The organism is Bacteroides sp., assembly GCF_019417265.1.
Lineage (GTDB): Bacteria > Bacteroidota > Bacteroidia > Bacteroidales > Bacteroidaceae > Phocaeicola.
The window spans coordinates 1-16,348 of record NZ_DXVR01000065.1 but is presented as its reverse complement, the minus strand read 5'-3'; the positions used below and the strand labels follow the sequence as shown (position 1 = coordinate 16,348).

Genomic DNA, 16,348 nt, shown 5'->3' with positions numbered 1-16,348 from the left:
TCCATAAACTGGGTTACAGAACGTACCAAACAGCTCAAAAATGTAGGCTAAATTGAGAACGTTAAACTGGACACTCTATCAAATAACTAAAAGTTGTGTTTCAATTAAAATAAAAAAAGGCGTACCTAACATTAAGTACACCTATATATATAAGTAATAATAACAAACGCTTATTTCACATCTGCCGCAGCCGGCATCATGTCACCTTTTATTATCAGGCGGGTAATTTCAGATTTACCGTTTGTGCGTAGTGTAATGGTTTTCTGGAATCTTCCTGGGAACTTTCCGGCACCGTTGTATGTAACAGTTATTTCACCGCTTTCACCCGGTTTTATCGGTTCCTTAGGATATTGTGGAACTGTACATCCACAAGTGGCTATTGCCTGATGAATAACTAAAGGTCCATCACCTACATTAGTGAATTTGAATGTACATGTCACTTTCGGACTGTTTTCAGAGAAACTTCCGAAATCGTGTGTAGTCTTCTCAAACTTTATTTCTGCTGTACCTGCAGCCATTACCATGATTATGCCCATGAAGAACATTACTGTGGTAAGAATAAATTTCTTCATATATCTCTAATTTTTTGTTTGCAATTGCGAATTTAGAATATTATCCAATCTGTATATACTTTTAATCACCTAAATTAACAGATTTATGTGCTAAAAGGTTCATTTTAACCTCGGTTCACCTGTTTTACGCCTTTTACTGTTCTGAGTTTCTTTATCAGCGTTTCCAGTTTGGAAATGTCATCCACCATTACAGTAAGCATGCCGGAGAATAGTCCGTCGTGTGAATCTACACTTATAGACCTCAGAAGGATATTGCTTTCCTTATTTATGATGGAAGTGATATTTGTCACTATACCTATGTCATCATGTCCTACTATGCGCAGCGTGATAGGATACTGTTTGCCCTGACTCTTTCCTGCCCATCTGGCGCGTACTATACGATAAGGAAAACGCGCCTTCATCTCCGGAGCATTAGGACAGTCGCATCGATGAATCTTGATTCCGCCGGATATAGTTACGAAACCGAAAACATCGTCGCCATATATAGGGTTACAGCATTTGGCAAGATTGAAGTCTATACCTTTCAGATTCTGGTCTATGACCAACACATCATCTTTGTAATAGTCTTTAGTATCGGCATTCTGCTGCAGATTATATCCTTCGGCACTTCTGTAGATAATTTCTTCACGCTGTTCGGTTTCGCGTTTCTGCAATTCTAAATATTTCTCGATGATAACATTAACGTCGCTGCTTTCATCTGAAATGCTTTTATAGAAGTCAGTAACACTCTTGAAGCCCATTTTCTTTATGAGCCTCATTAATATGGCTTCATCGTATTCTATTTTCTTGTTCTTGAATTTGCGTTCGAGTGTTTCTTTGGCAAACTGAGTCTGGCGTGCGGTTATTTCCTTGAGTGCCTGGCGTATTTTTGTTCTTGCTTTTGAGGTAGTTACAAAATTCAGCCAGTCCTGTTTCGGAACCTGGGTGTTAGATGTCATAATCTCTACCTGATCGCCACTGTTCAGTACCTGTTTGAGCTGTACATTCTTTCCGTTTACCTTCGCTCCGATACATTTGCTTCCAAGATTGGTATGGATTGTAAAGGCAAAATCAAGTATAGTTGCTCCCTGAGGCAGTTTGTATAAATCACCTTTTGGGGTGAACACGAATACTTCATCCTTGTACAGGTCAAGTTTGAACTGATCCATGGCCTCGATGTCACTGTCTGCATTTTCCAGTGTTTCACGGATGGAGTTAAGCCACTCGTCGAGTCCTGTTTCTCCCTTGATACCTTTATATCTCCAGTGTGCAGCCAAACCTTTCTCGGCTATCTCGTCCATTCTTTCAGTACGGATTTGTACTTCCACCCATTTACCCTCGGGACCCATTACAGTGATGTGCAAAGACTCATAACCGTTACTTTTCGGCACAGAAAGCCAGTCACGCAGACGTTTCGGATTTGGCAGATACATATCTGTCACTATAGAATAAGCCTGCCAGCATTCCTGTTTTTCCTTGTCCAGCTCAGAGTCAAGAATAATTCTGATGGCAAACAAGTCATACACGCCTTCAAAAGGACATCCCTGTTTCTTCATTTTCTGGTAGATGGAATGGATTGATTTTGTTCTTCCTTTCATGTGGAACTTCAATCCTGCTTCTTCCAGTTTCTTCTTTATAGGTCCTATGAACGCATCGATATATTTGTCGCGTGCCTTTTTGGTGGCATTCAGTTTTTCTTTGATGTGGTAATATACATCGTGCTGAGTATATTTAAGTGATAAATCCTCGAGTTCCGATTTGAGTTTGTACAGTCCCAACTTATGGGCGAGTGGGGCATAGAGGTATGCCGCCTCGTTTGAAACCATAATTCTTGCCTCTTCGTTTTCAGAATCTTTAATCTGTCGCATAAGGTTTACCCTGTCGGCTATTATAATAAGGATAACCCTCATGTCCTCTGCAAAGGAGAGCAGCAGATTTCTGAAGTTTTCCGATTCTATGGTAGGACTTTTGGTGTACAGTTCATTTATCTTGACTAACCCTTTTATTATCCCCGCAACATCTTCGCCATATTCGTTCTTAACTTCTTCAAGCGTACAAAGATTATATTTCACCGATTCGTGCAGCATGATGCCGAGAATGGATGCCCTGCGCATACCTATCTCTTCGGCAACAATTACTGCCGTCTGCATATCTTTAATGATAGGATTCATTCCGAAAACATTTCTCGGAATGCCGCCTCCTTTCATTACCTTTATCAGGTGGGATTTTATTTTTCTACAGTCGTCTTTCTGTAGTGTATCTTTGGACAGTCTGAGTAATTTTCTGTAGAGTGAGAAGAGCAGTTTCTTTTCATCACTGTTAAAAAAAGCAGTTTCTTCCATGGCTTTATCTTTTTTCTTTCGTGTAAAGGTAGTTTTTTTCCTGTTTATATTCGTTATATTTCGTCCTTTTTTATAATTTTGAGCACAATTCTATACTATTGAACAAATTCATTACTTAATTTATACATTATGTTAACACAAGAAGACAAAGATTTATTGGCCAAGAAAGGCATCTCCGAACAGCAGATTGCCGAACAGTTGGCTTGTTTCGAAAAAGGTTTTCCTTTCCTCAAATTATTTGCAGCTGCATCAGTTGAGAACCGTGGTATAATGCTTGCAGACGAAAATGCCCGGAAAACATATCTTGCAGCATGGGACGCATATATGGAAGGTGACAAGAAAATTGTTAAGTTTGTTCCTGCCTCAGGTGCTGCCAGCCGTATGTTCAAGAACTTGTTTGAATTCCTTGGAGCTGATTATGATGTTCCTACTACAGACTTCGAAAAGAAATTCTTCAGCAATATAAAGAATTTTGCTTTCTATGCCGACCTTGACGAGGCTTGCGTAAAGAATAACGGCAAGGGTATAGATGCTTTGATTTCTGAAGGTAATTACAAGGCTGTTGTTGCTAATCTTCTGGAAGCAGCCGGATTGAATTATGGAGCTTTGCCAAAGGGATTGCTGAAATTCCACAAGTATGAGAACGGTGTCCGTACTCCTCTTGAAGAACATTTGGTAGAAGGTGCTTTGTATGCAGCCGGAAAGAGTGGAGAAGTGAATGTACATTTTACTGTATCTACAGAACATCGTGAACTTTTTGCCAAGCTCGTAGATGAAAAAGTAGCTCAGTATGCTGCTAAATACGGAGTAAAATACAATATCAGTTTCTCTGAACAGAAACCAAGCACAGATACAGTTGCTGCCGATATGGAAAACAAGCCTTTCCGCGATAACGGTAAACTGTTGTTCCGTCCGGGCGGTCATGGTGCGTTGATTGAAAATCTTAACGACCTTGATGCAGACGTTGTATTTATCAAGAATATTGATAATGTTGTTCCTGACAGACTGAAAGCTGACACTGTAACTTATAAGAAATTGCTTGCCGGTGTATTGGTGACTTTGCAGAAACATGCCTTCGAATATATGGAATTACTGGATAGCGGACATTACCGTCATGACGAACTTGAAAACATTATCCGTTTTGTTCAGCAGCAACTCCATTGTCGTAAGGATGATATAAAGGATTTGGAAGATACTGATTTGGTAATATATTTGCGTAAGAAACTTAATCGTCCGATGCGTGTGTGCGGTATGGTTAAGAATGTAGGTGAGCCGGGCGGTGGTCCGTTCCTTGCATATAACCCTGACGGTTCTGTTTCTCTGCAGATTCTTGAAAGCTCTCAGATAGATATGAACGACCCTGAAAAGAAGGCAATGTTCGAAAAGGGTACACACTTCAATCCTGTAGATTTGGTTTGTGCCGTTCGCGATTATAAGGGAAACAAGTTCAACCTGCTTAACTATGTAGACAAGGCTACAGGTTTCATCTCATACAAATCTAAAGGTGGTAAGGAACTTAAAGCTCTGGAACTTCCTGGATTGTGGAACGGCTCAATGAGCGACTGGAGTACCGTTTTCGTTGAAGTACCTTTGAGCACTTTCAATCCGGTTAAGACTGTCAACGATTTGTTGAGAGAACAGCATCAATAATCTTTTTACAGATTTATAATATAGAATATGCATGCAGTGTGGAGTTTCTCACTATCTGCATGCATATTTTTTATTATTCAATGTCAATTGCCATTATATAATCATTCATATAGTATCCGCCACCTATATCGAAATCACCTTCGGAAACCTTTTTCATTCCCATATGCAGATAAAATCCTAAGGCAGGATTGTTGCGGTTCACATTCAGCTCCATTCTGCATGGCTTTTCATTTATTTCCTTTATAGCTTCCTTTGCCTTACAGAACAATTGTTTCCCGATATGTTCCTTCTGGAATTCCGGCAGAACATATATTTTCTGCAAGTGAAACAAATTTTCTCCTTCCTTCTGTATAGATACATATCCGGCAGCCTTGTTGTCCACATATGCCAGATAGTAGATATGCCCTTCTTCTGTCATCTGTTTATGGAGATTCTCGGGCGAATACATCCAGTTCATCATGTAGTCTATCTGTTCTTTGGTCAGGATATCCTTGTATGTGGCAGGAAATGCTATCCATGCCAGTTCTTTTATCAGTTTGATATTCTCTGTTGTAGCTTTTCTGATATTGGTCATAAGCATGTTTTTTAGTTCTACTCTCACAAAAGTACGTTTTTATCAGGCCGATTGTGATTCTTCTTTTGTTAATTGTTTTAAAAATAAGAAAATTTCAAGTACTTTGTAATACAAGGTAATCCAATAATACATATATTTGTGCCATACAAACAAAGTAATACTGATAATAATGAATGTTGACAATGTAAAATCTCAGATGCGAAAGGGGATGCTTGAGTACTGCATACTGCTTTTACTTCACAGAGAGCCTTCGTATGCGTCGGATATAATCCAGAAACTGAAGGATGCAAAGCTTATAGTAGTGGAAGGAACACTCTATCCATTGCTTACCAGACTGAAGAATGACGGGCTTCTGTCGTATGAGTGGGTTGAATCTACTCAGGGACCGCCACGTAAATACTACAAACTTACCTCTGATGGGGAAGGGGTGCTATCTGAGTTGGAAACGGCGTGGGACGAACTTTCCAATACGGTAAATCATTTAAGAAACGAACTTTTAACAATTGAATCAAAATGAAAAAGACATTGACTGTTAATTTAGGTGGTACTGTTTATCACATAGATGAAGATGCATATGTATTGTTGGATAATTATCTGAACAATCTGAAATACCATTTCCGCAGTGAAACTGATGCCGATGAAATAGTAAAGGATATGGAAAACCGTATAGCGGAACTGTTTTCCGAATATATCAACCACGGCCAGCAGGTCATAACCATAGAGAATGTAGAGGAGGTTATAGCCCGTATGGGTAAACCGGAGGAAATCAATTCGGAAAATGACTCAAACGGCAATGGTGATGATTCGTACAGAACTTCGGATAACGACGGGTCGCCTAAACGCCGTCTGTTCAGAAATCCGGATGACAGAGTCCTTGGTGGAGTGGTATCAGGGCTTGCCGCCTATTTCGGATGGGATGTGGCATGGACACGTATTGCTGTTTTGATTTGTGGTATATTCCTGCACGGATTTATATTGGCATATATCATTGCGTGGATTATAATTCCGCCGGCACGTACAGCTACAGAGAAACTTCAGATGAAGGGAGAACCGGTGAATATGGAAAATATAGGAAAGACAGTAACCGATGGCTTCGAAAGAATGAATGACTATGTACATTCTGACAAACCTCGTACGTTTATCCAGAAACTTGGAAATGTATTCTTTTCTGTGATAGGTTTCTTTATTAAGTTGGCTATTGTAATACTTGCGATATGTTGTGCTCCGGTTGTGATAGTTGCATTGATTGTACTTTTTGCCTTGCTGATGGCTGCTACAGGAGTGCTGGTCAGTGTACCGGCATTTTTCTATGAGGCATTACCTTACATCAATTGGGACACTGTCGGGACATCTGCAGGTCTTGCAGTTACGATGGTAGTTTGCGGACTGTTGCTGATAGGAATCCCTGTGGTAGGCCTTATCCATCTTATATTACATCTTGCCGGAAAGAAAGAGCCTATGTCCACTTCGATGAAGGTAGTTATGATATTGTTATGGATGGTAGCAGCTTCGGTAAGTATAGTGTTGGTTTCGCAGGCACCGTTCATTATTCACCCTTCACATTTTCTAATTGACAGTTTCTTATAGTCTGAATGTATAACATTTTCGGAAAAATGTTATCTTTGCAGACATATAGATAAAAACTCTTATAATTATGACTAAAAAAATACTTTTGCTTGGCTCCGGAGAATTGGGTAAGGAGTTTGTAATTGCTGCCAAAAGATTGGGACAGTATGTAATTGCATGTGATTCTTATGCCGGTGCACCCGCAATGCAGGTTGCCGACGCGTGTGAGGTGTTCAGTATGCTTGATGGAGATGCGCTTGACAAGGTTGTAGCAAAATATCGTCCTGATATTATTGTTCCTGAGATTGAGGCTATTCGTACAGAACGTCTTTTCCATCTGGAGAAGGAAGGTATTCAGGTTGTTCCAAGTGCCAGAGCCGTGAACTTTACCATGAACCGTAAAGAGATACGTGACCTTGCTGCAAAAGAATTAGGACTTAAGACAGCCAAATATTTCTATGCCAAATCATACGAAGAACTTAAAGAAGCTGCCGAGAAGATAGGTTACCCTTGTGTTATCAAACCATTGATGTCTTCTTCTGGTAAAGGACAGTCTGTAGCCAAAGGTCCTGAGGATCTTCAGTATTCATGGGATTATGGATGCAGCGGAAGCCGTGGCGATATCAAGGAACTCATTGTAGAAGAATTTATCAAGTTCGACAGCGAAATAACACTTCTTACAGTTACTCAGAAGAACGGTCCTACATTGTTCTGTCCTCCTATAGGTCATGTACAGAAGGGTGGCGATTACCGCGAAAGTTTCCAACCTGCACGCATCGCTCCTGAACATTTGGCAGAGGCACAGCAGATGGCTGCAAAAGTAACTGAAGCCCTTACTGGTTACGGACTTTGGGGAGTAGAATTCTTCTTGAGCCATGACAATGGTGTTTACTTCTCGGAACTTTCTCCACGTCCGCATGACACAGGTATGGTGACTCTGGCAAATACTCAGAATCTTAATGAATTCGAACTTCATCTGTATGCCATCCTCGGATTGCCTATACCGGGAATCACTCAGGAACATATCGGTGCAAGTGCCGTTATTCTTTCACCAATAGCAAGCAAGGACGCTCCTCGCTATAAGGGTATAGAAAATGTATGTTCTCAGCCTGACACATACTTGCGTATATTCGGTAAGCCATATACAAAGCTTAACCGTCGTATGGGTGTAGTAGTCTGCTATGATAAGGTAGGTGGTGACCTTGATGCACTCCGTGACAAATGTAAGTCACTTGCCGACAAAGTTGAGGTATATTGATACGTCTGAATAGTAAATAAACGGAAATTAAATGCGTGCTAAACGCTGAATGAACGCTGGATGAACGCCCACTGAACATCGGATGAACTCGGTGTACGGCGGGCGTTACTATTGTTATTCTTCTTTCATAAAGAAGTTGCAAAATTCTTTTAATTGTTCTTGCATACGTTCCTGTGGAATAAGGATACGTTTGTATTCTGCAATCATAGTAGGACTCATGCTACGGCTCATGGCATATTCCACTACAACTCGGTCTGATTCCGGGCAAAGAATGATACCTATAGATGGATTTTCATTGGAACGTTTCACATCCCTGTCGAGTGCTTCCAGATAAAATTCCAATTGGCCAAGATCTTTAGGATGGAATTTTGTCTTTTTCAGTTCTACAGCTACAAGTGCCTGCAAACCTCTATGAAAGAATAGCAAATCAGCTTTGTAAGTAGATGAGCCTACATTTAAACGGTATTCCTGATCCATAAATATGAAATCTTTCCCAAGTTCAAGAATAAACTGTTTCATGTGTTCTATCAGTCCGTTTCTCAATTTTGTTTCACTGTGCTTTTTCGGTAGTCCGAGGAAATCTACAAACAGTGTATCTTTAAACATTATCGGGGCATCGGGATAAATCTCAAGCATACCTTTCGATATATTACTTTTATTACTTAGAAGTGTTGCGTATGTCTGGTTGGATATGCAACGTTGGAGCTCCCTCTTTACCAAATGTTCTTTGTGAGCATAAAGGATATAAAACAGACGTTCTTCCTGACTATGACATCGGCACAATATTTCAACGTGATTAGTCAATGTGGTCAAATTCAGCAGGCTCATAAATTGTCCAGTTTTTGGCTGGACAATTTCGTCATTGTTTACCGTCAATTGTCCAGATGTTGTTTGGACAATTTCATTAGCATTTACCAAAACCTCTTCCGTTAATTGTGCAGTTTTTGGCTGCACAATTCCATTGGAAAAGAATTGTTGTACGGTGTTTCTGAACGCTTCTGAAGAATATTCATCATAAAACATCACCATATTGTAAATACTGCTGCGGCTGTATCCTTTTAAATCCGGATGTCGGGAACGGATGAATTCGGAAAGTTGTGAAACTACTTTACTTCCCCATTCTTCACTTTTCAGTTTTTCTGAAACGTAACGTCCAACATTCCATGCTGTTAGTAACACCTCTTCATTTACTGCTTTAGATGCACGGCTACGATGCTTAAGTATAATATCAACTACCTTGCCAAACTGATATTCCTGAGACTGTATAATATTTTTGTCTTCCATAAACTTCTCCTTTCGTGTATTTTAAATTTATGATGAGGATTTCTCCTGACCGTAAACAAATGGCAGTTACGTCTTTTAATTCTATTTGAACCAGCCCTATTTATCAAGCCTTAAGCACAAAGATAATCAATTATTGTTGTATTTATCATTTAGCAATCGTTTAATTTCTGTTCAGCAACCGTTCACTACTTGTTCACTCAGGCATAACTATGCATACCTCCAAGTATGAAATTTACTCCGAAATATGTTATCAGCACAGATATGAAAGCCAATATGCAGAAACGGTGGAAGAACATAGGATTCCTGAAACAACGGATAGATTCTGTGTGTATGGCTGCCGAATAAATCAGCATGGTGATGAGTGCCCATACCTCTTTCGGGTCCCATCCCCAATATCTTCCCCATGATACATTGGCCCAGATTGCTCCTATGAAGATTCCGAAAACCAACAGGAATACGGCAGGATAGAGAATTATCCGGCTGCTGTTTTCAAGACTGCTGATGTCACTGCTTCTGTTTCCGCTCCTATGGAGAATCTCGGCAGAAATACCGTTCAGCATCATTATGGCAAACAGGGAATACGAAATCATGATGGACATGACATGTATGCTCAGAAGAGGCGACGAGAGTACCGGCATCAGTGGAGTTATGGCAGGATTGCTGTCGCCCATCATTGCTACCAATAACGCAAGTCCGGAAATCATAAATCCTACGGAAACGGAGTTTTTCATCCGCTTGCGGAAGACAATGCTGAATGTTATAGATACAACGGAAATAATCAGCATGGTTTCAAAGCCGTTTGAAACAGGGATATGTCCGCTTATTATCCATCGCAGCGCAATAATGCCTGCCACATAGGCGAGGGTAGGGAACAGCAAAAAGTAAAGGCAACGGTTTATTCCGTGATTGTTTTTAGACTTTATTATATTGTAAATCTGAAAGATATAACCGAAAAGTCCAACCGTGAGGCAGAATATGGCGAGTAATTTCAGATTTGCAAACGAATTGTATATCCTTTCAGCCTTGAATTTCAGATTTGAAGGCAAGGATTTTCTCGCTTCCTTCTCCTGAAATCTTATGATTTTGTCTACGAGTTCCTCTGTTTCTTCAAAATCCTTCATTGCCACTTTTTCGGCCACATAGTTCATGCTGTATCTTATGAAAAGCCATTTTTCGCGTTCTATGCTCGACGGCAGATTCTCGGGGATGGAATACCATGTAAATGTACCTTTCTCTTTATCGAACACGGGGTATATCTTCAGAAGATTTCCCGTACATAGAGAGCTGATAAGGCTGAATTTCTCTGCTGCTTCTTCCAGCTCACGGATGTGCGTTCTGTCTTTCTCAGTCTTCAGCTGTTCGTCTATCTTGAATCCGTCGGTTCCGATAAAGTCCGTCAGTTTTGCGTATTGGCTTTCTATGCCCAAAACTTTCTGCACATATTTGCTTTTTATACGGATGAAAGGTTCCTCCTTCCAGTAGTCGTAGTAGAAAAAGCATCCTGTAAGCACCTGTTCTGCCGACAGCCCTTCGTAGCTTTTCTTTCCGTATATCTTCTTGGTGAAGTCTATGGCAAGAGTTTGGAGCGGTGCAATTCGTCCGTTGTGATTTATGCGTAAGTTTCCGAATACTTCAGCCGTGCCTGCCGGTAGTACCGGTGGTAATTTGCTTCCGGCAAACGATGATACAAAAGGTATGAGCAGGAGTACGCATGCCGCAGAAATCCTCCTCATGAAAGCCGATTTTTTCTCAAGAAAGAACAGTGCCATCGAAAGAAAGAGGAGTATATATCCGCTGTAGGTGGCAGCAATCCCAATCGGGTCGTGGCTTACATACAGGGTACTGCCTTTTCCGTCGGCATCATATCCCGACTGATAGAAGCGGTAGCCTCTGTGTCGTAATATACGGTTCATAGAAACTGTTCCTTCTATATCCGTGCCATCCTGTATGGTTATCGTGCTTACATAGTCCATGGGTGTGGTGGTACCGGAATAATATTCTGTACGAAAGCCCTTTAGCGAAACGCTGAAAGGGAGTTTGTGTTCCGCATTGTCGGTCGTCCGGAAACACTGTTGGGGATTTTCGTCCATTCTGAGATGTATGCTACCTTGCACTCCGAAGACATGAGTGATGAATGCCCCTGTCAGGATTATTATAAAGGAGGCATGCATACAGAAAGTGATTATCCGCCGGTATAGTTTCCGCTTGAGAATATAGGTTATTCCGGAAATGGCTGCAACGAACCATAGGGCTATAAACAGTGGGTTGGAATAGAAATGCCGGTTTACAAATGGTGTACCGTAAGTTTTTTCTGCTATAGTGGCTGTCACCATGATAATTATCAGCAGCGACATGGCTGTGATGGAAATGCGTTTTGATATTTGGGGCGGCAGTTTTATCATATGTAAATCTGTGTTTATTCAAAAGACTGTCCACGGACTTCTTTCCGAGGGCAGTCATGTTATGTGATAACTATAAATCTATATTGTTTGACAGCTGTCGGACGAACGTTTGACACGTGTCGTCCATATGTCCGACAGCTGTCAGCCATATGTTTGACACGTGTCAAACGATAGATTTTTTTAGTCTGAATATACTTCGCAATCCGAATAAAGCTTGCTGAAGTCTAATCGTTTATGATTTTAATTCAGAAGATTTATCTTTAGATAGAGTCGATAAACTTGACTATTGCATCTCTGTCTTCTTCTGATAACTCTCTGAATTTCTGTACAATATAATATGCGTCACTCTTTTCGTTGCCATGCCACATGATAGCTTCTATTACGTTACGTGCACGGTTATCATGCAGTCTGTCTGCCGTAGGCGAGCCGGTACATCTCTGGTGAAGTCCTCTTCCCCAGAGCGGAGTGGTTCGACACCATCCTGTACGGATATCGTTCACCATGTATAGCTTGTGCTGAATCATATCCGAATAAGGCCATATCTTCTGGTTAGGATACTTTGGCAGACGGCTGTCGCCCTTGCTGAAAACGCCGTTAGGGTCGTAGAAATTGTCGTCGCCTGTAGTCCATGACGGTTTGTGGCAGTATGTGCAGCCTATCTGTTCGAAGAGTTCCTTGCCTTTCAGTACATCCGGGTCGTCTACATTTCTTGCTGCCGGAACAGCAAGTCCTCTGTGCCATACCATGAAATCAACGTAATCCTCGTCGCTCATTTCTACGTCAAGTTCTTTCGAAGTGAGATATTCCTTAATTGCTTTTTCGATGTCTGCTGCATTTTCGCTTGCCGGATGCCATGTCGGATGGTTATTATTCGGATCTACCTTTTCTATATATTCCATATATCCGGCCTGTACTTCCTTGTCTTTTGAAGAATATAAAGCATATGTTCCTTTCGCGTCAAGATAATGATATCTTCTGTTCGTTCTTGTCACGTTTGTGATATTCCATAGGGCGTTTATTCCAGCTGCATCCTGTAGAGGTCCGCGGCTAAGGGCATATGTGAATTTGAACGGATGTTTTTCCATAGGGGTTCCGGAGATAACATCTGTAGGTTTGGTGTTGCTGTATTGTTTCACCCATTCTCCGTTCCTGAAGAATGCCGGGTTTATACCGTTAGGCAATAGTCTGTCGGCTTCCTGTTTTGCATATTCGGTTTTCAAGTCTTCGTCTGAGATAGCGTCAAGAAGTCCTGTTCCATATATACCGATAGTTGATTCTAATCTGACGGCATAATCTTCGGGCAGTGTATATCCTTGATTATAGACATATATAGCTTCTTTAGGAATTGTCACTTCCGGATATTGCAGCTCGTATTTCTCACCATCGGGGAAGGTATTGTTCCACTGGTCTGTATGGTTTTTCCATTCCACGGTAATTTTGCTTTCGTCCAATGGAGCCTTGAAAGGTTCTACGGCATGTGTCTGCGGCATACCTGCAAGCCAGCTGACATAAGCATCATTCTGCGGGTTATATACCACGAGCAGACATCCGTTTCCTATACCATTGGTATCGAATTTTCCTGCGGGAAGCCTTTTACCGTGACCGTAGCCCGGGTGGCAGTGGATGCACGAAGTACGGATATACACAGGGCCAAGTCCGCTTCTCACTCCTTCCTGATTGCTCATGAAAGGTTTCTCAAACAGAGCCTCACCGTTTTTAAACTGGCTGTCCATTCCTGCCTGTTCCACAGCCGGAGTTGGCTGTTCGAGGGCGTTTGAGGTAGCTAGGAAAGATGTACCAAGCTGACCACCGGTGTAGTACCATTCCGGCAAGTCTCCGTTCTGCTGATTGCCCTTGTCGGGCAGGTCATTTGTATTGTCATTACATGCAGTAAGTCCTGCAAGTAATGCTGTACCTAATAAATAAAGTTTCTTCATTGTAGATATTTATTATTAATTCTCTGTCAGGATTTTTGATGCTTGGCTTAGCAAATCGGATACTTTTGTTACTGCGTTTATGGCATCCTTAGTCGCTTGTCCTGTAGCATTTTTTGCAAATGGTTCAGGAATCTTTCCTATAGCAGTTATGGCTGCAGTTATGGCATCCTTAAGTTCTTTGTCCTTATCTGCATTGACTGATGCAATGAAATCACTTACAGACTTGTCACCGTCTTTGCTTCCCTGATATGCATTCTGGATGCTTCTGATATTGTCGGCAAAATCAACAATAGAGTTGAGGCTGTATGGAGATTCTATATAGTTTTTGTCATCATCATTACTTCCGTTGGCAGGACGACCCATCTTCTGTTCTGCCACTTCGTCTGCTATATCTATACATCCCTGAAGGATTTCTTGTGCGGCATCTGTATAGTTGACGTATTTACTACCTCCCTGTCCGGCATTTAGCATACTTTTGCCATAGTTGAAGGTCGGTTCAAGTTCGTTGTCTGTAAGTATAGTCTGTTTGTCTGATGAAACATTGTCCATACCTGCCCATGATGCTTCAAGACGGATGCACTGGAAGCATAGGTCTTCTGCTACGGCTGCCATGTAAATCATCTGATTGTCAGTGAATTCATCGATGCTTCGTGGTTTTGAATTATCCCCGTTTAGCTGGAACAGCATGTATTCTATAGCATGGAAACCAAGCAGACCATAACCTAAGTTGGCACTAACGTATGAGCCGCCTCCGTTACCAATTGCATCCATCATGCCATTGTTTTTCAGCAGTTGTTCTAATGCATCTTTATCAAGTGGCCAAGAATCGATATGTGGGTCGATATTATAATCTGCTGCAGCACCGAAAAGGAATGCTTCGCTCAGCTCCCAGTATTTTCTTGATTCTTTCCAGTAGTCTCCGGCTTCAGCTATTTTGCTTGCGGCCAAAGTATTGTTGTCTGCTATGTATGCCTCTTTCGCTTCATTGCAGGCATTCATCAGATTGATAGCCGCATCTGCCATACTCTTGTAGGTAGGTATCACGGTGTTGTTCACGTAAGGAGTAACGGCATCCTTCAGAGTCTGTTCCTTTGCAGACAAGTCGCCTGTGTTTTCACCATTGTTGTCATCGCACGATGTAACCGATGTTGCCATGATAGCACTCATTGCTATAAAGGCAGAAGTCTTTAAAATACTTTTCATTTTGATTTTGATTTTGAATTAAAGTTATACATGTTTGTTTTTTGTGGTTATCTTGTGAAAAATCCTGCGTAGGCTATGCCAAGCGATACGGCAGGTTCGTTGTTGTACATGCTTTTCAGAAGTCCTATCGAATATTCACCCTTGATGACAATCTGTTTCATAGGGAAATAGTTGATACCTGCTGCTACACGGTTTCTGCCGCAGTATTCGTATTTCAGTCCGCTGGTTTTGTGCATTGAGTCATAATAATCGTATCTTCCGAAGATGTAGAATTTTTGGTTCTTTGCCCTTGTCCTTTCAAACTGGGAGAACAGGTCATATCCGGCTTCTAAACCTAGAGCTATAGCATCGGATGCTACCGCTTGTTTGGGCGATGGAGAATTTTTGCTCATTCCCATGTTATATTCGCTTATCAGCTGTGCGTCGGATAGGTGGCCGTAGTCGAAGTTTCCTCTTACTATCCAGTTATGACCGTTATATCCGAAGTCGAACGCTCCTATAGCCACTGTACCTTTCACGTTCTTGAATTTCTCCTTCTTGCTTCTGCTCAGAGTGTTGCTGAATGAGTTTCCTATATATCCGCTTACAGAAAGCCGCAGTCCTTTTATCGAGTAATTGTCCACCCTGAAAGCACCTGCCATGGCATTTGCAATCTTGAATTCGTATGGGCTTCCGGCTCCGCCCTGAATCCAGTTCATGCGGTTGAAACGGTCGGAATCAAGCCCCGGCAGTAACATGGCCTCGTATCTCCATTTTCCTGCCTGTCCCCAAAGGCTGATTCCTGTTTCGTGCCATGTACAAGGCATAATAGTGTTTTCGCCTTCCGGACGGTAAACGCCGAAAAACTCAGTTGGCATATGATGCTGGTTTGTCCCTCCCACAGGCACTATGATGTGTCCCATCTTGATGTTGAATTCCTTGCAGAATGATTTCTGAATCCAGAACTGTTCGAGTGCCACTTCGCCTCCGCGTTCTATTTCACTCTCGTATTCGCCGGCTTCTTCCTCTTCTATTTCTACGGCGCTTTCAGTACCTCCGTGCTCAATTTCTATTTCGCTTCCCAAAGACCATCCTTTGCCGAAATCATAGCCAACGTAGAATACTACGTGCGGCAGGTCAAATCTGCCGTGACTTTCTCCTCTGTAGTTTTTCGCATCCGTGTACCTGAGATAATTGTCGCTGAAGAAGTTCCTGCTGTATGCAGCCTCACCATAACCTCCGAAGGTCAGTCTGCTTTCTTTCTTTTCCTCTTTCTTGTTTTCTGCACTGCTGTCGGCTGTAGCGGCATTGAGTGTAATGGCCGAGAAAATGGCCGTAAATAAGATTCTTCCTGTTGCCATGATTTGATGTCTGTTTTATTGTTTTTTAAGTCATGGCAAAGGTATCGGCTTTTCTATATTACGTCAATACCTATAAATTGGTAAAATTATACTTAAAAATACCTATAAGTAGGTATATGAAGCAATCAAAATGGAGATATTTTTGTTATTTATGCAATAAATACTTAAATTCGTATTGATAATAAAAACAAAATTTTGGTTATGAGGAATTTTAATTACTATGCATTGAGCAGTATATGTG

12 protein-coding genes are annotated in these 16,348 nt (G+C 41.4%); 4 read left to right on the top strand and 8 right to left on the bottom strand.

The genetic code is table 11. From position 1 onward, the window contains the following. Window positions 1–170: 170 nt before the first annotated feature. Complete coding sequence (locus QZ379_RS08705; RefSeq protein ID WP_291563266.1) at window positions 171–572, bottom strand: DUF1573 domain-containing protein; 402 nt, start codon at window positions 570–572, stop codon at window positions 171–173. A 104-nt stretch (window positions 573–676) separates the two neighbouring features. Next, window positions 677–2,893, bottom strand: a complete 2,217-nt coding sequence (locus QZ379_RS08700) for a RelA/SpoT family protein (protein WP_291563263.1) — start codon at window positions 2,891–2,893, stop codon at window positions 677–679. Between the two features lie 129 nt (window positions 2,894–3,022). On the opposite strand from QZ379_RS08700, the gene QZ379_RS08695 reads away from it, so the two are divergent. Continuing rightward, window positions 3,023–4,543 carry a DUF4301 family protein gene (locus tag QZ379_RS08695; RefSeq protein ID WP_291563260.1) on the top strand — a complete coding sequence of 507 codons (1,521 nt, stop codon included), beginning with the start codon at window positions 3,023–3,025 and terminating at the stop codon, window positions 4,541–4,543. A 73-nt stretch (window positions 4,544–4,616) separates the two neighbouring features. Here the strand turns inward: QZ379_RS08695 and QZ379_RS08690 are convergent, their stop codons facing one another. Then, the gene (locus tag QZ379_RS08690) at window positions 4,617–5,117 is read right to left on the bottom strand and encodes a GNAT family N-acetyltransferase (RefSeq protein WP_291563269.1); all 501 of its coding nucleotides are present in this window, start codon (window positions 5,115–5,117) and stop codon (window positions 4,617–4,619) included. Window positions 5,118–5,286: 169 nt separating this feature from the next. Between QZ379_RS08690 and QZ379_RS08685 the strand changes: the two genes are divergently transcribed. From QZ379_RS08685 to purT, 3 genes are all read left to right on the top strand, one after another. Then, entirely contained in the window at window positions 5,287–5,634 is a 348-nt protein-coding gene (locus QZ379_RS08685; protein ID WP_204392081.1) for a PadR family transcriptional regulator, read from the top strand. Further along, window positions 5,631–6,704: a PspC domain-containing protein gene (locus tag QZ379_RS08680; protein WP_291563250.1), complete on the top strand. Its 1,074-nt coding sequence runs from the start codon at window positions 5,631–5,633 to the stop codon at window positions 6,702–6,704. Before QZ379_RS08685 ends, QZ379_RS08680 begins: the two co-directional genes overlap by 4 nt. Before the next feature lie 67 nt (window positions 6,705–6,771). Beyond that, complete coding sequence (purT, locus tag QZ379_RS08675) at window positions 6,772–7,941, top strand: formate-dependent phosphoribosylglycinamide formyltransferase (protein ID WP_291563247.1); 1,170 nt, start codon at window positions 6,772–6,774, stop codon at window positions 7,939–7,941. A gap of 114 nt (window positions 7,942–8,055) precedes the next feature. Here purT and QZ379_RS08670 read toward each other — a convergent pair whose 3' ends face one another. The 5 genes from QZ379_RS08670 to QZ379_RS08650 all read right to left on the bottom strand — a co-directional run bounded on the left by QZ379_RS08670 (window position 8,056) and on the right by QZ379_RS08650 (window position 16,107). After that, a complete protein-coding gene (locus QZ379_RS08670) occupies window positions 8,056–9,225 on the bottom strand; it encodes a PDDEXK nuclease domain-containing protein (protein ID WP_291563244.1) in 1,170 nt (389 codons plus the stop codon). Window positions 9,226–9,422: 197 nt separating this feature from the next. Continuing rightward, on the bottom strand, window positions 9,423–11,627 hold the full coding sequence (gene ccsA, locus QZ379_RS08665; RefSeq protein WP_291563241.1) for a cytochrome c biogenesis protein CcsA: 2,205 nt from the start codon (window positions 11,625–11,627) through the stop codon (window positions 9,423–9,425). Between the two features lie 260 nt (window positions 11,628–11,887). Then, entirely contained in the window at window positions 11,888–13,564 is a 1,677-nt protein-coding gene (locus tag QZ379_RS08660; protein ID WP_291563238.1) for a di-heme oxidoredictase family protein, read from the bottom strand. Between the two features lie 15 nt (window positions 13,565–13,579). After that, entirely contained in the window at window positions 13,580–14,767 is a 1,188-nt protein-coding gene (locus tag QZ379_RS08655; protein ID WP_291563235.1) for an imelysin family protein, read from the bottom strand. 47 nt (window positions 14,768–14,814) lie between these two features. Beyond that, window positions 14,815–16,107 carry a hypothetical protein gene (locus QZ379_RS08650; protein ID WP_291563231.1) on the bottom strand — a complete coding sequence of 431 codons (1,293 nt, stop codon included), beginning with the start codon at window positions 16,105–16,107 and terminating at the stop codon, window positions 14,815–14,817. Window positions 16,108–16,348: the final 241 nt, after the last annotated feature.